General features: G+C 64.7%; 18 protein-coding genes. 8 read left to right on the forward strand and 10 right to left on the reverse strand.

Annotated features, from left to right (window positions below):
- The first annotated feature begins 262 nt into the window (after positions 1-262).
- The 7 genes from pqqF to RTH46_RS02300 all read left to right on the forward strand — a co-directional run bounded on the left by pqqF (position 263) and on the right by RTH46_RS02300 (position 7,866).
- Positions 263-2,578, forward strand: a complete 2,316-nt coding sequence (gene pqqF, locus RTH46_RS02270; protein ID WP_316904962.1) for a pyrroloquinoline quinone biosynthesis protein PqqF — start codon at positions 263-265, stop codon at positions 2,576-2,578.
- A gap of 168 nt (positions 2,579-2,746) precedes the next feature.
- A complete protein-coding gene (gene pqqA, locus RTH46_RS02275; RefSeq protein WP_008365141.1) occupies positions 2,747-2,818 on the forward strand; it encodes a pyrroloquinoline quinone precursor peptide PqqA in 72 nt (23 codons plus the stop codon).
- A gap of 77 nt (positions 2,819-2,895) precedes the next feature.
- Positions 2,896-3,807 carry a pyrroloquinoline quinone biosynthesis protein PqqB gene (pqqB, locus tag RTH46_RS02280; RefSeq protein ID WP_153786009.1) on the forward strand — a complete coding sequence of 304 codons (912 nt, stop codon included), beginning with the start codon at positions 2,896-2,898 and terminating at the stop codon, positions 3,805-3,807.
- 122 nt (positions 3,808-3,929) lie between these two features.
- Complete coding sequence (pqqC, locus tag RTH46_RS02285; RefSeq protein WP_153786010.1) at positions 3,930-4,685, forward strand: pyrroloquinoline-quinone synthase PqqC; 756 nt, start codon at positions 3,930-3,932, stop codon at positions 4,683-4,685.
- Entirely contained in the window at positions 4,682-4,957 is a 276-nt protein-coding gene (gene pqqD, locus RTH46_RS02290) for a pyrroloquinoline quinone biosynthesis peptide chaperone PqqD (protein WP_279846017.1), read from the forward strand. Before pqqC ends, pqqD begins: the two co-directional genes overlap by 4 nt.
- The gene (gene pqqE / locus RTH46_RS02295; RefSeq protein ID WP_316904963.1) at positions 4,929-6,077 is read left to right on the forward strand and encodes a pyrroloquinoline quinone biosynthesis protein PqqE; all 1,149 of its coding nucleotides are present in this window, start codon (positions 4,929-4,931) and stop codon (positions 6,075-6,077) included. Before pqqD ends, pqqE begins: the two co-directional genes overlap by 29 nt.
- On the forward strand, positions 6,043-7,866 hold the full coding sequence (locus RTH46_RS02300) for a S9 family peptidase (RefSeq protein ID WP_316904964.1): 1,824 nt from the start codon (positions 6,043-6,045) through the stop codon (positions 7,864-7,866). Before pqqE ends, RTH46_RS02300 begins: the two co-directional genes overlap by 35 nt.
- A gap of 121 nt (positions 7,867-7,987) precedes the next feature.
- Here RTH46_RS02300 and RTH46_RS02305 read toward each other — a convergent pair whose 3' ends face one another.
- Both RTH46_RS02305 and RTH46_RS02310 read right to left on the reverse strand, forming a co-directional pair.
- On the reverse strand, positions 7,988-8,146 hold the full coding sequence (locus RTH46_RS02305; RefSeq protein WP_009681539.1) for a YqaE/Pmp3 family membrane protein: 159 nt from the start codon (positions 8,144-8,146) through the stop codon (positions 7,988-7,990).
- A 147-nt stretch (positions 8,147-8,293) separates the two neighbouring features.
- On the reverse strand, positions 8,294-9,571 hold the full coding sequence (locus tag RTH46_RS02310; protein ID WP_316904965.1) for an aspartate aminotransferase family protein: 1,278 nt from the start codon (positions 9,569-9,571) through the stop codon (positions 8,294-8,296).
- A gap of 210 nt (positions 9,572-9,781) precedes the next feature.
- On the opposite strand from RTH46_RS02310, the gene RTH46_RS02315 reads away from it, so the two are divergent.
- The gene (locus RTH46_RS02315; RefSeq protein ID WP_316904966.1) at positions 9,782-10,705 is read left to right on the forward strand and encodes a LysR family transcriptional regulator; all 924 of its coding nucleotides are present in this window, start codon (positions 9,782-9,784) and stop codon (positions 10,703-10,705) included.
- Between the two features lie 396 nt (positions 10,706-11,101).
- On the opposite strand, the gene RTH46_RS02320 is transcribed toward RTH46_RS02315, so the two are convergent.
- The 8 genes from RTH46_RS02320 to bioF form a co-directional block, all read right to left on the reverse strand.
- On the reverse strand, positions 11,102-12,880 hold the full coding sequence (locus RTH46_RS02320) for an acyl-CoA dehydrogenase C-terminal domain-containing protein (RefSeq protein ID WP_153786016.1): 1,779 nt from the start codon (positions 12,878-12,880) through the stop codon (positions 11,102-11,104).
- 123 nt (positions 12,881-13,003) lie between these two features.
- Complete coding sequence (locus RTH46_RS02325; protein ID WP_153786017.1) at positions 13,004-14,287, reverse strand: sensor domain-containing diguanylate cyclase; 1,284 nt, start codon at positions 14,285-14,287, stop codon at positions 13,004-13,006.
- 296 nt (positions 14,288-14,583) lie between these two features.
- A complete protein-coding gene (locus RTH46_RS02330; protein WP_316904967.1) occupies positions 14,584-16,389 on the reverse strand; it encodes a phenylacyl-CoA dehydrogenase in 1,806 nt (601 codons plus the stop codon).
- A 265-nt stretch (positions 16,390-16,654) separates the two neighbouring features.
- Complete coding sequence (locus RTH46_RS02335) at positions 16,655-16,951, reverse strand: pyrroloquinoline quinone biosynthesis protein PqqE (RefSeq protein WP_125462323.1); 297 nt, start codon at positions 16,949-16,951, stop codon at positions 16,655-16,657.
- Between the two features lie 132 nt (positions 16,952-17,083).
- On the reverse strand, positions 17,084-17,764 hold the full coding sequence (bioD, locus tag RTH46_RS02340) for a dethiobiotin synthase (RefSeq protein WP_153786019.1): 681 nt from the start codon (positions 17,762-17,764) through the stop codon (positions 17,084-17,086).
- A 1-nt stretch (position 17,765) separates the two neighbouring features.
- A complete protein-coding gene (gene bioC, locus RTH46_RS02345) occupies positions 17,766-18,590 on the reverse strand; it encodes a malonyl-ACP O-methyltransferase BioC (RefSeq protein WP_316904968.1) in 825 nt (274 codons plus the stop codon).
- The gene (locus tag RTH46_RS02350; RefSeq protein WP_316904969.1) at positions 18,583-19,314 is read right to left on the reverse strand and encodes an alpha/beta fold hydrolase; all 732 of its coding nucleotides are present in this window, start codon (positions 19,312-19,314) and stop codon (positions 18,583-18,585) included. Before RTH46_RS02350 ends, bioC begins: the two co-directional genes overlap by 8 nt.
- Positions 19,307-20,479 carry an 8-amino-7-oxononanoate synthase gene (gene bioF / locus RTH46_RS02355; RefSeq protein ID WP_316904970.1) on the reverse strand — a complete coding sequence of 391 codons (1,173 nt, stop codon included), beginning with the start codon at positions 20,477-20,479 and terminating at the stop codon, positions 19,307-19,309. Before bioF ends, RTH46_RS02350 begins: the two co-directional genes overlap by 8 nt.

Raw genomic sequence — 20,479 nt, forward strand, 5'->3', positions numbered from 1 at the left:
GAGTGGACATCCAGGCTTATCTGATGCGCTACAACCTCAAGCGCCTCCACAGCTACAACGGCTATGAAACGCCAGTAGCCATGGAGGAAAAGCTCAAGGCAGCGGCATGAACCTTAACCGGTGTCCAAAATTACTTGACCAGTTCAAAGCCGCTCCTACAGGTCCCGCTAAATCAGTAAGTTATGTGCAATCCTATGGGAGCCTGCTAGGCGGCGAATGGGCCAGCACAGACAACACCGCCTTGGCGCGCTAGCATGACGCCATGCCCGACACTACCCGTCACCTGACCCTGCCCAACGGCCTGCACCTGACCCTGCGCCACGCCCCGCGCCTCAAGCGCGCCGCTGCAGCCTTGCGAGTACACGCCGGCAGCCATGACGCACCTGCCAAATGGCCGGGCCTGGCCCATTTCCTCGAACACCTGTTCTTCCTCGGCACTGCCCGCTTCCCGTTGCAAGACGGCCTGATGCGCTACGTGCAGAGCCTGGGCGGCCAGGTGAACGCCAGCACCCGTGAGCGCACCACCGATTACTTCTTCGAGGTACCGCCCATGGCAATGGCCGGTGGCTTGGAGCGCCTGTGCCAGATGCTCGTCGAACCGGACCTCGGCCTGGAACGCCAGCGTCGCGAACGCGAGGTCATCCACGCCGAGTTCATCGCCTGGTCGCGCAACCCCGAAGCCCAGCGCCAGTTCAACCTGCTGCAGTCGGTGTCGGCGCACCATCCGCTCAGTGGGTTCCATGCGGGCAACCGGCACAGCCTGACGCTGCACGCTCGCGGCTTCCAGCAGGCACTGAACGCTTTCCATCGGCGTTTCTACCAAGGCGGGCAGGTGACCCTGAGCCTGGCCGGGCCGCAGCCGCTGGACGAGCTGGAGCAACTGGGCAAACAGTTCGGTGCGCTGTTCCCGGCAGGTGTGCGTGAGCAGCGGGATCCCCCTGTGAACCTACTCGACGGGCAGCTGCGTCCCCCCGCAGCCAGCGGCTCGCGCCATGACCTGCTGTTCGCCCATGAAGGCCTGCCCGCGGCGGCAGAACAGGCACTGGACCTGCTGCTGACCCTGCTCAACGACAGCCGACCAGGCGGCTGGTTGGCCGAACTGCGCCAACGCGGCTGGCTGCAGGGCTGCACCACGCAATTGCTGTATGCCCACGCCGGGCAGATGCTTTGGCATATCCAGCTGCAGCTGCCCGCCGCAGCCTCACTGCACAGGGCACAGTCGCTGCTGCACGGCTGGCTGGGCTTCATCCGCAGGCAGCCGGCCGAACAGTTGAACGATGCCTACGCCCAGTTGCAGCATTGCCGCAAGCAAAGCTGCAGCGCGCTCGAACTTGCGCGCCGCGACAGCAGTGGCCAGCCCTTCGAGAAGCTCGATGAGCAAGGCCTTGCGGCCTTCGCCAGGTTGCTGGACAGCTTGCCCCACGCAAACAGCGGCCGCTGGCAGTTGCCACCCGCAGAGCCGCTGCTGGACAGCACGATGCCTGCCCACAGCGCACCACTGCCCACGGCCCTGACCCTCGACAACAACCTGCCGCCCACCCGCCAGTTCGCCAGCCTCTACTTGCGTTGGCACATCCCATCGCCGCTGCGCGTTCGCTTCCAGGCAATCATCGAACGCGCCTTGCAACCGCTGCAGGAGCGCGCCGAGCGTGTTGCCCTACAGTTGCGCTTCAGTGCCAGCGGTGAGTACTGGCAACTGCAGGCCGCCGGTCAGCCGACAGCGGTGATCAGAGGTATCGAAGAAACCCTCGCAATCATGCACAGACCCGCCGCCGAGCACTGGACTGCCCCTGCTGCCGTGGAACCGGAACTGATCCCGATACGCGCCCTGCTCAAGGCATTGCCGGATGCGCTGATGGCCGGTGAGGAACAACCGCAGCCATCCTGCATCCTCACCCAGCCCTTGCTCGACTCGCTGTGGCAACAGGCCCACTGGCAGGGCCTGGCAGTGGGCTTCGCGGCAACGCAGCACAACGCCCTGGGGGCTGCATTGCAGGGGGTCATGGGCCAACCCGGCGCCCCCCGGGCGAAGGTGGCGATCACTGGCCGGCAGTGGCGGCAGGTACCCACGTCGGGCAGCGAGCCGGCACTGCTGCTGTTCTGCCCGTTGCCGGCTGAGTTGCAGCCGGCCGGCCGCCTGCTCGCACACCTGCTGCAAGGCCCGGTGTACCAGCGCCTGCGGGTGGAGTTGCAACTGGGGTACGCCGTGTTCAGTACCTTCCGTCAGGTCGAGGGCGTCGGCGGGCTGCTGTTTGGCGTGCAATCACCCCACGCCAGCCATGAGCAGATCCTCGGCCACCTGCTGGGCCTCCTGCACCAAGGCATCAGCCTGGATACCCAGAGCCGCCGGCAACTCGCCGAGCAATTCGACGAAGCCAGCATGGGCAACGCCGAGGTGGCGGAGTGGGCTTGGCAGGCGCACATCGCACAGCACAACCCAGACCTTTCCTACACAAGCTGGTCTATTCTCAATAACGAGCAGGACTTTCTGGACGATTTGTTGCAGCAGCTGATCAGTGCCCGCCACGGCTGGCTCTGCCTGGGTAATGCCGCAGCACCGGACGCTCGCTGGCAGTAGGTGCAGTTGGATTGTTACCCGGAATGTAACGGCGCTTTTCGAAGAATTAACCTTTCGGTACATATAATTCTTGTAAGATAGCGCAACCCCGGCTAATGGAACTGCCTGTTTCAGGCGGTACCCAATCATCAGCTGTTCAACTCAACCCCATCCGGAAGGAGACATCCCATGTGGACCAAACCCGCTTACACCGACCTGCGTATCGGCTTCGAAGTCACCATGTACTTCGCCAGCCGCTAAGCAGCTCTGCGGTTCAACGCCTCGGCCCGCCGGGGCGTTTTTGTTTTCGGACACGGTTTATCGGATAGAGAGTGGCCATGTACATCCAGATTCTCGGCTCTGCCGCCGGTGGTGGGTTCCCGCAGTGGAACTGCAACTGCGCCAACTGCAAGGGTTACCGCGACGGCACCTTGCGCGCCACTGCGCGCACCCAGTCTTCCATCGCGCTGTCCGACGACGGCGAGCACTGGATCCTGTGCAACGCCTCGCCCGACATCCGCGCCCAGTTGCAGGCCTTTGCGCCCATGCAGCCGGCCCGCGCCCTGCGCGATACCGGCATCGACGCGATCGTTCTGCTCGACAGCCAGATCGACCACACCACCGGCCTGCTCAGCCTGCGCGAAGGCTGCCCGCACAAGGTGTGGTGCACCGACATGGTCCACCAGGACCTGACCACCGGCTTCCCGCTGTTCACCATGCTCAGCCACTGGAACGGTGGCCTCATCTGGAACCGCATCGAGCTCGAAGGCAGCTTCGTGATCGACGCCTGCCCCAACCTGCGCTTCACCCCCTTCCCCCTGCGCAGCGCCGCACCGCCCTACTCGCCGCACCGTTTCGACCCGCACCCGGGCGACAATCTGGGCCTGCTGGTGGAAGACACCCGCACCGGCGGCAAACTGTTCTATGCGCCGGGTCTGGGCCAGGTCGACGACAAGCTGCTGCAGATGATGCACGGCGCCGACTGCCTGCTGGTCGACGGCACCCTGTGGGAGGATGATGAAATGCAGCGTCGCGGTGTCGGCACCCGCACCGGCCGCGAGATGGGCCACCTGGCGCAGAACGGCCCGGGCGGCATGCTCGAAGTGCTGGACGGCTTCCCACGCCAGCGCAAGGTGCTTATCCACATCAACAACACCAACCCGATCCTCGACGAAGACTCGCCAGAAAGGGCCGAGGTGCAGCGTCGGGGTGTGGAAGTGGCCTTCGATGGCATGAGCATCGAATTGTGAAGGTATTGCACAAGCCTGTGGGAGCGGGTTCACCCGCGAATGCGGCAGTGAATGCACCAAAGCATTCGCGGGTAAACCCGCTCCCACAGGGGCCGATGGTTCATTCCAAGGGAGTGCGCTGAATGAATGACGCAACACCGATGTCCCCTGCCGAATTCGAGCAGGCCCTGCGCGCCAAGGGCGCCTATTACCACATCCATCACCCGTATCACGTGGCGATGTACCAGGGCCGCGCCAGCCGCGAGCAGATCCAGGGCTGGGTGGCCAACCGCTTCTATTACCAGGTCAACATCCCGATGAAGGATGCGGCGATCCTGGCCAACTGCCCGGACCGCGAAGTGCGCCGCGAGTGGATCCAGCGCCTGCTCGACCATGACGGCGCCCCGGGCGAGGACGGCGGCATCGAGGCCTGGCTGCGCCTGGGCCAGGCCGTGGGCCTGGACCCGGACCAGTTGCGCAGCCAGGAGCTGGTGCTGCCCGGCGTGCGTTTTGCCGTCGACGCCTACGTCAATTTCGCCCGCCGCGCCAGCTGGCAGGAGGCCGCCAGCAGCTCGCTGACCGAACTGTTCGCCCCGCAGATCCACCAGTCGCGGCTGGACAGCTGGCCGCAGCACTATCCGTGGATCGACCCGGCCGGCTATGAGTACTTCCGCACCCGCCTGGGCCAGGCCCGCCGCGATGTGGAACACGGCCTGGCGATTACCCTGCAGCACTACACCACCCGTGCCGGGCAGGAGCGCATGCTTGAGATCCTGCAGTTCAAGCTGGATATCCTCTGGAGCATGCTCGACGCCATGAGCATGGCCTATGAACTGAACCGCCCGCCCTATCACAGCGTCACGGCTGAACGGGTCTGGCACAAGGGGATCGCCCTATGAGTTTCAATCGTGAACGGGTGCCCGCCTGGCGCCCCGGCTACCGTTTCCAGTACGAACCGGCACAGAAGGGCCATGTGCTGCTGTACCCCGAAGGCATGATCAAGCTCAACGACAGCGCCGGCCTGATCGGCGGGCTGGTCGATGGCCAGCGCAGCGTTGCGGCGATCATCAGCGAGCTTGAACAGCAGTTCCCCGGTGTGCCCGAAGTCGCCGACGATATCGAGCAATTCATGGAGGTGGCCCGTGCCGAACACTGGATCACCCTCGCCTGAGGTGCCGGTCGGCCTGCCCTTGTGGCTGCTGGCCGAGCTCACCTACCGCTGCCCGCTGCAGTGCCCGTACTGCTCCAACCCGCTGGACTTCGCCGAGCAGGGCAAGGAGCTGAGCACCGAGCAGTGGTTCAAGGTGATGGCCGAAGCCCGCGAGATGGGCGCTGCGCAAATCGGCTTTTCCGGCGGCGAGCCGCTGGTGCGCCAGGACCTCGCCGAACTGATCGGTGAAGCCCGCCGCCTGGGTTACTACACCAACCTGATCACCTCCGGCATCGGCCTCACCGAGCAGAAGATCGCCGCCTTCAAGCAGGCCGGGCTGGACCATATCCAGATCAGCTTCCAGGCCAGCGACGAGCAGGTGAACAACCTGCTGGCCGGCTCCAAGAAGGCGTTCGCGCAGAAGCTGGCGATGGCCAGGGCAGTGAAGGCCCACGGCTACCCGATGGTGCTCAACTTCGTCACGCACCGGCACAACATCGACAAGATCGACCGCATCATCGAGCTGTGCATCGCCCTGGAGGCCGACTTCGTCGAGCTCGCCACCTGCCAGTTCTACGGCTGGGCGCAGCTCAACCGCCTGGGCCTGCTGCCAACCCGCGAACAGCTGGAGCGCGCCGAGCGCATCACCAACGAATACCGCGCCAAGCTCAAGGCCGAAGATCACCCCTGCAAGCTGATCTTCGTCACCCCGGACTACTACGAAGAGCGCCCCAAAGCCTGCATGAACGGCTGGGGCAGCCTGTTCCTGACCATCACCCCCGACGGTACCGCCCTGCCGTGCCACGGCGCACGCCAGTTGCCGGTGCAGTTCCCCAATGTGCGCGAGCATGACCTGCGGCACATCTGGTACGACTCGTTCGGTTTCAATCGCTTCCGCGGTTATGAGTGGATGCCCGAACCCTGCCGTTCGTGCGACGAGAAGGAAAAGGACTTCGGCGGCTGCCGCTGCCAGGCGTTCATGCTCACCGGCGATGCCAGCAAGGCCGACCCGGTGTGCGGCAAGTCGCCGGACCACGGCATCATCCTCAAGGCCCGCGAGGAGGCCGAGCACGCCACCCTTGCCATCGAAGAGCTGACCTTCCGCAATGAGCGCAACTCCCATGTCATCGCCCGCGGCTGAGTTCAGCGCCGCACAGGCGGTGGCCGCCGGCACCGATTTCGCCGAGCTCAAGGCCGGTGAGCAGGGGTTGTTCTGGAACGAGTTCCGCCCGGCCGACGGCGCTTGCCGTATCTGGCACTGGCGCAACCAACAGGCCCACTGCCTCACCCCCGATGGTTTCAGTGTGCGCAGCCGGGTGTACGAATATGGTGGCGGCAGCTTCTGCCTCGCCGGTGATGGTCTGGCGTTCGTCAACGAGAATGATCAACAGGTCTATCTCCAGGCGCTCGACGGCACGCCACCTCACAGGCTGACCCAGTACACCGATTGCCGTTACGGCGACCTGCTATGGCACAAGGGTGAAATGCTGGCGGTCGAGGAGCGTCATGGCACCGATGTCGAGCACCGCTTGGTTGCCCTTGCCGAAGGCCGGCGCGATGTGCTCGCCGAAGGGGCCGACTTCTATGCCACGCCGGCCATCAGCACCGATGGCTGCCGCCTGGCCTGGATTGAATGGGACCGCCCGCAGCAACCCTGGACCCTCACCCGCCTGATGTGTCGCGAGCGCGATGCAAGCGGTGGGTGGGGAGCGCCACACTGCATTGCCGGTGGTGCAGAGTCCCTGCAACAACCGCGCTTCGATACCCAGGGCCGCTTGTACTGCCTGTCTGACCTCGACGGTTACTGGCAACCGTGGGGTGAGGTCGATGGGCACTGGCAACGCCTGCCCTCGGCAAGCGCCGACCACGCAGCGGCCCCCTGGCAACTGGGGCCCTGCACCTGGCTGGCGCTTGGCCCGCAAAGCTACCTGGCCAGCTGGTTCGAGGACGGCTTCGGCCAGCTCGGGCTACACAGCCATACGGGCGAGATGACGCGATACGCCAGCACCTATACGCGCTTTCGCAGCTTGGCCATGGATGCCAGGCATATCTACGCCATCGCCGCGTCGCCGATCAGCCCGCCGACAGTGATCGCCATCGACCGCAGCAGCCATGAGGTCCAGGTACTGGCTGGCGGCGCTGAAGTACTGCCCGCCGCGCATATCAGCACCCCGCAGCCGATGCGCTACGCCAGCGGTGATGGCGTGGCCCACGGCTTCTTCTACCCCGCCATGGCCGGTACCACAGCGTCGCCACTGCTGGTGTTCATCCACGGCGGCCCGACCTCGGCCTGCTACCCGGTGCTCGACCCGCGCATCCAGTACTGGACCCAGCGCGGTTTCGCCGTCGCCGACCTCAACTACCGCGGCAGCAGCGGCTATGGCCGTGCCTACCGCCAGGCCTTGCATCTGCGCTGGGGCGAGAGCGACGTGGAGGATGCCTGCGCCGCCGTCGCCCACCTCGCTTCGCGTGGCCTGATCGACCCGAGCCAGGCCTTTATCAGGGGCGGCAGCGCCGGGGGCTATACCACTTTGTGCGCCTTGGCGTTCCACGAGGTCTTCCGTGCCGGTGCCAGCCTTTATGGCGTCAGCGACCCTGAGGCACTTGGCCGTGCGACCCACAAGTTCGAGGGCGATTACCTCGACTGGCTGATCGGCGACCCGCTGCGCGATGCCGAACGTTATCGCCAGCGCACGCCTCTGCTAAACGCCGGGCGGATCAAGGTGCCGGTGGTGTTCTTCCAGGGCGAGCTGGACGCGGTGGTGGTACCGGATCAGACCCGCAGCATGCTCGACGCCCTCACGGCCAACGGCATCGAGGCCGAGGGGCATTTCTATCCCGGCGAGCGACATGGCTTTCGCCAGGCGGCGAACCTGGCGCATGCGCTGGAGGAGGAGTGGAAGTTCTATTGCCGGGTGTTGGGCCGGTAGATGAGTGGGGCGGCCTTGCGGCCCTTTCGCCGGCAAGCCGGCTCCCACCTGACCGCGCCGAACTCAAGACCTGCACTTTGCCTGTGGGAGCCGGCTTGCCGGCGATGAGGCCACCCAGGCCTCAACGCTTGGCGATGATGTACACCGCATGCACGATGCCCGGAATGTACCCCAGCAAGGTCAGCAGGATGTTCAGCCAGAACGCCCCACCAAAACCCACCTGGAGGAAGACCCCCAGCGGAGGCAGGATGATGGCGATGATGATGCGAATGAAATCCATGCGAAACGCTCCTTGAAGGGTTTCAACAAAGACTAGCTGCACCGCGCAGTGGTTCCATCACTGAACGCCAGGCAAAAAAAACGCCCCGAGCCAAACACTACAGGCCAAGGGCGATGCGCAGAAACGCGAGACGGTTCGTTGAATTCGTCAGGCCGGCACTTCGCGGCGGTTGGCTTGCTGGGCGTGCAAGCGGGCAAAGGCGCGGGCCAGGCGCAGGAGCATCTCGTCGATGTTGCCCTTGCTCACGGTAAGGGCCGGCGAGAAGCGCACCACATCGGCCTGCGGTGCATTGAGCAGCAGCCCTTCGTGCAGCGCGGCCTCGACCAGGGCTGCGGCGGCGTCATCGCGCAACTGCAGGCCCCACAGCAGGCCCTGGCCGCGCACTTCGCCCTGGCCATAGCGCCCGGCCAGGCGGCTGAGGCCGTCGCGCAGGTGCCGGCCGCTGTCCTGCACCTGCTCGCAGAACCCCGGCTCCAGCACGGTCTGCAGCACCGCAAGCCCGGCGGCGGTCATCAGTGCGTTGCCGTGGTGGCTGCCTTCCAGCTCGCCGGGGGCGGCGCAGCAGGCCGATCCACGGGCCAGCAACGCCGCCAGCGGCACACCGCCACCCAGGCCCTTGCCCAGGGTGACGATGTCGGCCCGCACGCCGTAGGTGTGTTCCGCCAACAGGGCACCGCAACGCCCTACGCCGGTTTGCACCTCGTCGAGGATCAGCAGGATGCCCAGCTCACGGCACAGCTGCTCGACACCCTTGAGGTATTCGCGGGTGGCCGGGATCACGCCGGCCTCACCCTGGATAGGTTCGAGCATGATCGCCACGGTGCGCGAGTCCACCGCCGCATGCAGCGCGGCCAGGTCGTTGAACGGCACCTTGCTGAAACCCGGCAGCCCCGGCTCGCAGCGGTTGCACGGCAGCGGGTCGGAGGCCGACAGCGCACCCAGGCTTCGCCCGTGGCAGCCCTGGCTGGCGGTAATGATGTGGTAGGCGCCGTTACGGTGCAGTTGCCCCCACTTGCGCGCCAGCTTGATCGCCCCTTCACAGGCCTCGGCGCCGCTGTTGAGCAGGTAGGCCTGGTCGCTGCCGGTGCTCTGGCACAGAAGCTCGACCAGCTTGAGCAGGCTGCGGCTGTGGTAGCCCGCGCCCGGGTTGATCAATGCCTGGGCCTGGTTGCCCAGCGCTTTGACCAGCACGCTCGGGCTGTGGCCGAGGCTGTTGACCGCGCCGCCCTGGGTGAAGTCCAGGTAGGCATGCCCTTCACTGTCCCACAGCCAGGAGCCCTGGCCGCGCACGAACACCTGCGCCGCGCGCGCGCTGCCGGACATCAGCCGTTCGCGCGATAACTGCGCCGTGGCCAGCTCGGGCGCCGCAACAGGCTTGGGCGCTGCCACGGCAGGGGCCGGGCGGCGCAGGTTGAACAGGTTCATCAGGGCTCCAGCCATTCACGGTTGGCGGCGGTCAAGGCCTCCGGTCGAATGCCGGATTGGATATTTTGCCTTGCCTATCAAAAGTGTTTTTCATCCGGGGTAACAATCGCGTCGATGATCGCTGTAACCCACTGGAATACGGCGATAGACTAGGCGTCGGGGCGCTTCGGGGCCATTTGGTTTTTTCAGCTTTTTCGATAAGTATCACTTATGGATTTTCGCCAACTGCGTTACTTCGTCGCGGTGTATGAAGAAGGCCATGTGGGCCGCGCCGCCGAACGCCTGTCACTCTCCCAGCCAGCCCTGTCGCAACAGATCCGTCAGCTCGAGCACAGCCTCGACCTGCGCCTGTTCGAACGCAGCAACAAACGCCTGCTGCCAACCCTGGCCGCCCACACTCTTTACAACCACGCCCTGCCCCTGCTCGACGGCCTGCAGCAGGCCCACGAAGCCATGCGCAACTTCAAGGGCCAGTCGCTGCGTACCCTGGCCATCGGCGTGCTGCAGACCGTGCGCCCAAGCCTGGTGCCGCAGTTGCTGGAACGCGTGCGCAAGGCTCAGCCGCACCTTGTGGTGCAGATCTATGAACTGTCGGGGCTGGAGATCGAGCGACGCTTGCTCAACGGCAACCTGGATATCGGGATCAGCTACCTGCCGCCGCGCCAACCGGGGCTGCATGGCTTATTGCTGTATGAGGACGAGTTGCAGCTGGTCATCCCCAATACCCACCCCTTGAAAGACTTCAAGAAGGTCTCGCTACGCCAGGCGGCCGAACTGCCGATGCTGATGCTGGGTGAGGAGTTCCAGATCCGCCAGATCTGGAAGGCGCAACTGGCCAACCTGGGCCGCAGGCCACAGGTACAGGCGGAGATGAACAATATGGCGGGGATTCTCGACAGCCTGGCACACACGGCGCTGGCCACCGTCCTGCCAGGGCGGGCCAAGGAGGCTGCCGAGGATGACCAGGCACTGCTGTGGAAGCCCTTGAGCGAGCCGCGGATACCGCTGAAGGTCGGCCTGGTATTCCGCGACGCCCAGCGCCAGCAGGCGTCTGTGGAGCTGCTGCGCACCCTGCTGGAAGCAGAGACCGACGCGCGCCCGCTGGGCGTATCACCGCTGGACGTGCTCGGCTGAAAAACACGCGCACAAAGAAAACCCCGCCGAAGCGAGGTTTCCTAGACTGTTTCCCTTTGACATCCCTATCTCCCCACCATCCTGGCAGGATCCTTTCGTGTCCCTGTTTGTCCATTGCGCTTCCTGCGCTACGTCCATGTAAGAAAGAGTAATCGTGGATCCAATCTTAGGAAAGAGGCGAAAAGTCACCACGTCATGTAAGACAAAGCTTACAAAAAGATCCATAGGCAAACAGCGAGGTCAGAGGGAGGTGATGCTTCCAGCTTTCCGATCAATCTCACACCACCTCAACAGCATTCCTACAAGCAGGGCCACGAAAATCGTGGCCCTGCTCAAGTGTTGCCGATCGAGGCGTCGGACAGCCTGGAGTGGGGCGCAGGGCAGCCCACAGATAGATCAGAACTGTTCAGCGTCCAACAGATAGAGCGAATCGCTACCCGCCTTCACCGAAGCCACCAGCGAATGCAGCCGTGGCAACAGCCGCGCGAAGTAGAACCGCGCTGTACCCAGCTTGGCCCCGTAGAAGTCGGCATCGCCCTCACCCGCCTTGGCCGCACGGGCCATCAGCGCCCACATGTAGGCATAGGCGACGTAGCCGAACGCGTGCAGGTACTCCACCGACGCCGCACCGATCTCGTTGGGGTTGCCCTTGGCCTTGTCCAGCACCCAGGCCGTCAGTTCGTCGAGCTGGTCGAGGGAGGCCGCCAGCGGCTTGGTGAACTCAGCCAAATCGCTGCCCGCGGCGGCGACAAACTGGCGGATCTCGTCGGCAAACAGCTGGTAGTAGGCGCCGCCGCTTGCCACCACCTTGCGACCGACCAGGTCCAGGGCCTGGATGCCGTTGGTGCCTTCGTAGATCTGGGTGATGCGCACATCACGCACCAGTTGCTCCTGGCCCCACTCACGGATATAGCCGTGGCCACCGAACACTTGCTGGCCGTGCACGGTGCATTCCAGGCCCAGGTCGGTGAGGAAGGCCTTGGCCACTGGCGTCAGCAGGGCCACCAGTTCTTCGCTGCGCTTGCGGGTCGCGGCGTCTTCGCTGTACTTGGCGCTGTCGAGTTGCAGCGCCACGTAGCTCGAGAAGGCCCGGCCACCCTCGATCAGCGCCTTCATGGTCAGCAGCATGCGACGCACGTCCGGGTGGACGATGATCGGATCAGCGACCTTGTCCTTGGCCTGCGGCCCGGTCGGTGCGCGGCTCTGCAAGCGGTCACGGGCGTACTCGACGGCATTTTGGTACGAGCGCTCGGCCGAGGCCAGGCCTTGGATGCCAACACCCAGGCGCTCGTAGTTCATCATGGTGAACATGGCGGCCAGGCCCTTGTTCGGTTCGCCCACGATATAGCCGACGGCCTCGTCGAAGTTCATCACGCAGGTGGCCGAGGCCTGGATGCCCATCTTGTGCTCGATCGAGCCGCAGTTGGCCGGGTTGCGCGCACCGAGGCTGCCGTCTTCGTTGACCAGGAACTTGGGCACCAGGAACAGCGAAATGCCCTTGGGGCCGGCCGGGGCATCCGGCAGCTTGGCCAGCACCAGGTGGATGATGTTCTCGGTGAGGTCGTGCTCGCCACCGGTGATGAAGATCTTGGTGCCGCTGACCTTGTAGCTGCCGTCGGCCTGCGGTTCGGCCTTGGTGCGGATGATGCCCAGGTCGGTACCGGCGTGGGGCTCGGTCAGGCACATGGAACCGGCCCAGACCCCGGCGTACATGTTCGGCAGGTATTTTTCCTTCAGCGCTTCACTGGCGTGGGCGTTGATCGACAGGCAGGCACCGGCGGTGAGCATCGGGTACAGGCCGAACGCCAGGCTCGATGCGTTGACCATCTCTTCGACCTGGGCGGAGATCGCCTTGGGCATGCCCATGCCGCCGAACTGCGGATCGCCACCCACGCCCACCCAGCCACCTTCGGCAAAGGTCTGGTAGGCCTCGATGAAGCCTGCCGGGGTGCGCACTACGCCGTTGTCCCAGTGGCAGCCTTCTTCGTCGGCGGCACGGCTCAGCGGGGCAATGGTCTTGCTGGTGACCTTGCCGGCCTCTTCCAGCACGGCCATGGCGGTGTCGGCATCGACCGTCTCGGCCAGGGCGGGCAGCTGCGACCAGAGTGCGGCCACGTCGAAGACTTCATTGAGAACGAAGCGCATATCGCGCAGGGGCGCTTTATATTCAGCCATGACAACCTCTCGCTATAAGGGTCGGGGCGGTCCGACGGGACCGCGGCACTGGGTTGTAGCCAGTGTAACCGAACAACTTTTTCGAGACATAGGGTCATAATGCGACTGAATAGTCAGTAACGGTCACGCCATTCGAATGGCACCGCGCTGTGATTGCTGGCCGAAGGTCATCACACAGTTACGCCCCGCGCCCTTGGCGCTGTACAGGGCCTGGTCCGCGGACTTGAGCACTTGCTCGGGGTTGCGATGATCAAGCTGACGCTCGGCGATACCGATGCTGATGGTGACCGAGACCGTACTGCTGCCGCTTCCGCCACGGCGCTGTCGGCCGGCGCCATCGTCCTGTGGGCGGTTGCTCTGGTCGCGCAACTGGATGGCGTAGTTGGCGATCATCTCGCGTACCGCCTCCAGGTGCGGCAGGCATTCCTCGGCAGTCTTGCCGGCGAACACCAGGGCAAACTCCTCGCCGCCATAGCGGTAGGCTCGGCCACCACCGGTGACTTTGGACAGGCGGCTGGCAACCAGGCGCAGCACCTGGTCGCCGACGTCATGGCCATGGGTATCGTTGAATTTCTTGAAATGGTCGACGTCGCTCATGGCGATCACGTAGTTGCGCCCCAGACGCTGCATGCGCTCGTTCAATGCGCGGCGCCCCGGCAGGCCGGTCAGTTCGTCACGGAAGGCCATCTGATAGGCCTCGTGGGAGACTGCAGCCGCGATCATCAGCATCACCTGGCTGCACATGATGTTCAGGGTGAACGGCAGGATGAAGGTCTTGGGCAGCATCCAGAAGATACCGATCAACCCGATGACCTGTGCCGCATGCAAGGGCCGGGGCTCGCGCAGGTACTGCACCACCAGCAGGATGAACACGGCGATGAACAGCGGGTAGGCCAACTGGATAAGGCTCATCCACTGGCCATGCAGCGACGGCCAGCGGATCTCCGCCAGCCAGCCCAACAGGGCCTCGGGGAAGCTCTGCTCCAGCGCCAGCGCCACGCTGCCGACAGCGAACAGCACGGCAAAGCGGGCGAGCATGTCCTGGGCCAGGTGGGTTCGTTCCTGCCAGGCCGCGTACAGGCCGAACAACGCCGGGAGCAGCAGGCAGACCAGGTGGAAGATCACCGCGGCATCCTCGCGCACCCGGCCATTGTCGCGGTAGAAGTCGGTCTGGGTGTCGAGCAGGAAATAGCCGATGTATACCGTGACCATCAGGAACAGCTCGCGCTGCCGGCGATACACCGCGCAATAGGCCCCGCCCAGCAGCAGGACCAAGGTGGGCAGCACATTGAACAGCGATGTGAAGAAGACACTCAGGTCCCTCACATAGGCCGCGGCAAGGCCCGACAGCAACAGAATCAGCGAAGGCAGGAAGTGGCTCGCGCGTACAGCGGATAGACGAAACAAGGGTAATCTCCGACCCGGCAGATCAATAATGGCATTGTGCCCCTACTTCATCTACTGTGCACCTGAATAGATGAAATTTTGACGTCGGGTTAACGGCAGGCAAGTGTGCATGCTTGAGGCACACTCGTTACTGGATGCGACATCTGTGCAGACTTTTCCGTTCTTTTTGTAAGAACGGGGTTGCTTCGAGATCGCATTGGAGATGCCTGAGCCCCTACCCAATGGCCAGCTCAATCGACGGACGAAAAAAAACCGCCTGCCGATAACGGCAGGCGGTTTTGCTACAGCCAGCGGGCTTAGTAGGACAGACCGAAGTCCTCTTCCTTCATCGCCATCAGGTTGTCGGCACCGGACAGGATCGCCGCGACATGCGTGCGGGTGCGCGGCAGGATGCGCTGGAAGTAGAAGCGCGCAGTCTGCAGCTTGGCGGTGTAGAACGCCTCTTCGCTGGTGCCGGCAGCCAGCTTCTCGGCGGCCAGGCGAGCGATGTCAGCCCAGAAGTAGGCCAGGCAGGCGTAGCCGGAGTACATCAGGTAATCCACCGAAGCGGCACCGACTTCCTCGCGATCCTTCATCGCCGCCATGCCGATCTTCATGGTCAGCTCGCCCCACTCCTTGTTGATCGCGGCCAGCGGCTCGACGAACTCCTTGGTCGCTTCGTTGCCTTCCTGCGACTGGCAGAACTTGTGGACGATCTTGGTGAAGCCCTTGAGCGCCTCGCCCTGGGTCATCAGCACCTTGCGGCCGAGCAGGTCGAGGGCCTGGATGCCGGTGGTGCCTTCGTACAGCATGGAAATGCGGCTGTCGCGTACGTTCTGCTCCATGCCCCACTCGGCGATGAAGCCGTGGCCACCGTAGATCTGCACGCCGTGGTTGGCGGCTTCGAAGCCGACTTCGGTCATGAAGGCCTTGGCGATCGGGGTGAGGAAGGCCAGCAGTGCGTCGGCCTTTTTCTTGGCCTCTTCATCCTGGCTGTACTTGACGATATCCACCTGCTGAGCGGTGAAGTAGACCATCGCACGGTTACCTTCGGCGAAGGCCTTCATGGTCAGCAGCATGCGGCGTACGTCGGGGTGGACGATGATCGGGTCGGCCGCCTTTTCAGGCGCTTTCGGGCCGGTCAGGGAGCGCATCTGCAGGCGATCGCGGGCGTACTTCAGGCCGCCCTGGAACGCCACTTCAGCGTGGGCCAGGCCTTGCAGCGCGGTGCCCAGGCGTGCGGTGTTCATGAAGGTGAACATGCAGTTCAGGCCCTTGTTGGCTGGGCCGATCAGGTAGCCGGTGGCGCTGTCGAAGTTCATTACGCAGGTGGCGTTGCCGTGGATGCCCATCTTGTGCTCGAGCGAGCCGCAGCTCACGCCGTTGCGCTCACCGACGCCGCCTTCGGCGTTTGGCAGGAACTTGGGCACGATGAACAGCGAAATGCCTTTGGTGCCGGCAGGCGCATCGGGCAGGCGGGCCAGGACGATGTGGACGATGTTGTCGGCCATGTCGTGTTCACCGGCCGAGATGAAGATCTTGGTGCCGGAAACCTTGTAGCTGCCGTCGGCCTGAGGCTCGGCCTTGGTGCGCAGCATGCCCAGGTCAGTGCCGCAGTGCGGTTCGGTCAGGCACATGGTGCCGGTCCACTCACCGGATACCAGCTTGGTCAGGTAGGTGTGCTGCTGCTCGGGGGTGCCGTGTTCGGAGATGGTGTTCATCGCGCCGTGGGACAGGCCTGGGTACATGCCCCACGACCAGTTCGACTCACCGACCATCTCGCTCAGGGCCAGGCCCAGCGATTCAGGCAGGCCCTGGCCGCCGTGCTCGACGTCATGGGCCAGGCTCGGCCAGCCGCCTTCGACGAATTGCTCGTAGGCTTGCTTGAAGCCGGTCGGCGTTTTCACGCCCGACTCGCTCCAGGTGCAACCTTCCAGGTCACCGACACGGTTCAACGGGGCCAATACCTGCTCACAGAATTTCGCGCCTTCTTCAAGAATCGCGTCCACCATGTCTAGCGTGGCTTCCTGGCAGGCCGGCAGGCTCGCGTAGTGCGCCTCATAGCCAAGCAGTTCGTCGCGGACGAAGCGGATATCACGCAAGGGGGCTTTGTAATCAGGCATTGCGATGAACCTCTGTGATGAGTTCTCTGGGGAGACCGCTGACACCGACCAACGCTTGGCGGCTATCGATCAAACAGTTGTTTGAAACTTACGTTTAGGTAGCAGTGATGTCAAGGAAGGCTCAACGGCATTTACGCCGCCCAACATGACATTTACGCCAGCACCCTCTAAACGCATCGCGGGGCAAGCCCGCTCCCACGCAATGCCGATGGGCGGGGCGTGGGAGCGGGCTTGCCCCGCGATGTTGCAGAATGTTAGGTGACGATCAGGCGTAGGTGTCGATGAACCGACCGAGCATTTCGTCCGAGGCCTTGGCGACTTTCACGCCCAGTTCGACCTCCTGCTTGCCCAGCGCCAGTTGCACGGTGCTGGTGGCGAGGTCCATCTGCTGGCTGCGGTCGACGCCACGCAGGCGCTCGGCCTGGTAGTCGGTGGACTGGCTGGTGTTGCCACGCTCGACCGCGCCACTGGCGATCTGCTGGGCAGCCTGGTCGACGCGGTTCTGCCCGTTCTGGATGGCCCCCAGGCCTGCGTAGAAGGCGGAGCTTGCGTTGATTTCCATGTCAGGACTCCGTGACGCTGGGTAATGAACAGGGCTTATTAAAGCAGGCCGGCCGGAAAAAGGCCCGTTTAAATCCCTAATAGCCTAGTGCCAGCCAATAGACCCGGATCATGCCGCCATCCGACAGGCCGTCTAGTCCAGTAGATCCAGCTGCAGATGCGCAGCCACCGCATCCGCACTCGCCTGCTTGAGCCATGGCACCCGTCCCAGGCAAGGCGCAGGCAGCCGCTCGGCCAGGCTGGAAAGGTTGTCTTCCAGCCGCGATGTCCGCGGGTCGACGATATTCGCCACCCAACCGGCCAGTTGCAGGCCATCCCGGGCGATCGCCTCGGCACTGAGCAGGGCGTGGTTGATACACCCGAGGCGCACGCCGACCACCAGGATCACCGGCAGCCTCAAGGCAATCGCCAGGTCCGACAAGTTGGCATGGTTGGACAACGGCACGCGCCAACCACCGGCCCCCTCCACCAGGGTGAAATCGGCGCCTTGATCAAGCACATGCCTCATGGCATCGCGCAACGTCTGCACCTCAAGTGCCACCCCCGCTTCCCGTGCGGCGACATGGGGCGCAATGGCAGGCTCGAAGGCGAACGGGTTCACCTCCTCATAAGGCAGCTTGATCGAGCTTTCATCGATAAGCGCCAGGGCATCGCTGTTGCGCAAACCCTTGGGGGTGACCGCACAACCGGATGCCACCGGCTTGGCTGCCAGGGTACTCAAGCCATGCTGTCGCGCCGCATGCAGCAGGCCGGCGGCGATGGTGGTCTTGCCGACGTCAGTGTCGGTGCCGGCGATGAAATAGGCCTGGCTCATGTTACTGCCCCTCTGCCGCAGATTGACGCAGCACACCATAGACCACCTGGTAGGTGGCCGGCAGCCCCTGGGGCTGACGGAACTGCTCGTAAGCTTGCAGCAGCCCCTGCATCCGCGCCCGCCCGGTGAGCCCTGAAGGGCGCCCTGGGTTGAGGTTGTGCGCACCGAGGGCCTTGAGTTCGTGGGTCAGGCTGCGCACGTCCGGGTAGTGCAGCACATGGGAGCGGCGCTCCAGGCCGACCAGTTCCAGGCCGCTGTCCGCGCACAGGCGCTGGTAGTCCTCGAAATGGCGGAAGCGGTTGACGTGGACCATGCCGTCTACCGCCTGCCAACTGGCGCGCAGCTCATCGAGCGTACCGACACACAGGCTGCTGAACGCCATCACACCGCCCGGGCGCAACACCCGCCCGGCCTCGCTCAGGACACTGCCGAACTGGCCGCACCACTGCACCGCCAGGCTGCTGAACAGCAAGTCGACACTGCCATCGGCCAGCGGCAGGCGCTCGGCATCACCCGCCACGTGATACTGCGCACCCCCTTGCTCACGGGCATGGCGCAGCATGCCCTCGGCGATATCCATGGCCACGCCGCTGGCACCGGCGAAACGCGCCGCCAGCACCCGGCTGAAGTGCCCTGTGCCGCTGCCCAGGTCAAGCCAGCGCTCAGGCGCCAGGTCGTCCGGCAGTTTGTCCAGCAGGGCCATCCCCACCGCACGCTGCAAGGCTGCGACACTGTCGTAGCTGGCGGCGGCACGGGAGAACGAAGCCGCCACCTGGCGTTTGTCTGGCAGGCCGCCGGGCAGGCTCGGCTGGGAAAGGTCAGTCATCGCCACTCTCATGCAAAAAACTCTTGATGCCCGCCGCCAGCTCCTGCGGATACTCCAGCAGGAAGGCGTGGGAACTATCTTCGACCAGGCCGACTTCCACATCCGGCAACAACTCGCTCAACGCCTTGGCCGCCTCCGCCGGAACCAACGCGTCACTGCCGGCAAACAGGTGCAGTTGCGGGCCGCCGTATTGCTCCAGTGCCGCGCGGGTATCCAGCTTGGCCAACACTTCCAGGCAGGTGGCCAGGTACAACGGGTCGGTATCGGGCACGCCCACCCCCAACTGCCGCAACAAGGTGCGCGGCTGCAGCGCGCCGTCGCTGCACAGGGTGCGAAAGCGCTTGAGGGTGACCTGCGTATGGCTGCGGCAGCCATCGAGGAAGGTGCCAAAGGTGTCCGCCGCCATCCCATGGGGCCAGTCTGGCCGGGCGACGAAACTGGGATTGCTGGCCAGGGTGAGCAGCCCGCAGCAGTGGTCGCCACGCTTGTGTGCCAGCGCGCTGGCAAGCATGCCCCCCAGCGACCAGCCACCCAGCCAGGCATCGGTCGGCAACTGCCGGTCAAGGTGTTCGACCCAGGCCTGCACATCGCTGTGGGGCAGCTCCGGCAGCGGCATCAGCTCCACCTGCAGGCGCACATCTTGTGCCCGCAGACTGGCGGCCAGCGGCTCCAGCGACGCGGTGCCCAGGCCCCAGCCGGGTAGAAGGATCAAACGGTTACGCATCGGCGGCCTCCAGTTGTGGATAACACTCGGCCAATGCATTCAACAATAGCTGCACCTGCGCCTCACTGTGGGCGGCGCTCAGCGTCACCCGCAGGCGCGCGCTGCCAGCAGGTACTGTGGGCGGGCGAATCGCCGTCACCAGCAGGCCACGCTCGCGCAACCGGCGCGACAACGCCATCGCCCGGGCGGCATCACCGATCAGGATCGGCTGGATCGCCGTGTGGCTGTCCATCAGCGTAAGGCCGATCTGCTCGGCGCCCTCGCGGAACTGGCGGATCAACGCCGCCAGGTGCTCGCGCCGCCAGTTTTCCCGGCGCAGCAACTCCAGCGCCTTGAGCGTGGCGCAGGCCAACGCCGGTGGCTGACTGGTGGTGTAGATGTAGGGGCGGGCGAATTGCACCAACGCCTCGATCAGCTCGTCGCTGCCGGCGACGAAGGCGCCCGCCGTGCCACAGGCTTTGCCCAGCGTGCCGATCAGCACCGGCACCTCCTCGATACCCAGCCCGAAGTGCTCGACGATGCCGCCCCCCTTGGCACCCAGGGTACCCAGGCCATGGGCATCATCGACCATCAGCCAGGCACCATGAGCGCGGGCCACTTCAGCCAGGGCCGGCAGGTCGGCGCAGTCGCCGTCCATGCTGAACACGCCATCGGTGACCACCAGCGTATTGCCGGTGGCCTTGCCCAGGCGGCTGGCCAGGCTGGCCGGATCGTTGTGCAGGTAGCGACTGAAACGCGCCCCGCTGAGCAGCCCGCCATCCAGCAACGAGGCATGGTTGAGGCGGTCCTGCAGCACCGTGTCGCCCTGCCCCACCAGCGCGGTGATGGCGCCAAGGTTGGCCATGTAGCCGGTGGAGAACAACAGCGCCCGCGGGCGCCCGGTCAATTCGGCCAGTGCCTCTTCGACCTGATGGTGCGGTGTGCTGTGGCCGATCACCAGGTGCGAGGCGCCGCCGCCGACACCCCAGCGCTCGGCGCCGTCGCACCAGGCCTTGATCACCTCGGGGTGGTTGGCAAGGCCCAGGTAGTCGTTGCTGCAGAAGGCCAGCAGCGGCTGGCCGTCGACCACCACCTGCGGCCCCTGCGGGCTCTGCAGCAGTGGCCGCTGACGGTAAAGGTCCGCGGCACGCCGTTCGGCCAGCCGCGCGGCGAGGTCGAAGCCCAT

This window comes from Pseudomonas sp. zfem004 (assembly GCF_032621715.1).
Classification (GTDB): domain Bacteria; phylum Pseudomonadota; class Gammaproteobacteria; order Pseudomonadales; family Pseudomonadaceae; genus Aquipseudomonas; species Aquipseudomonas sichuanensis.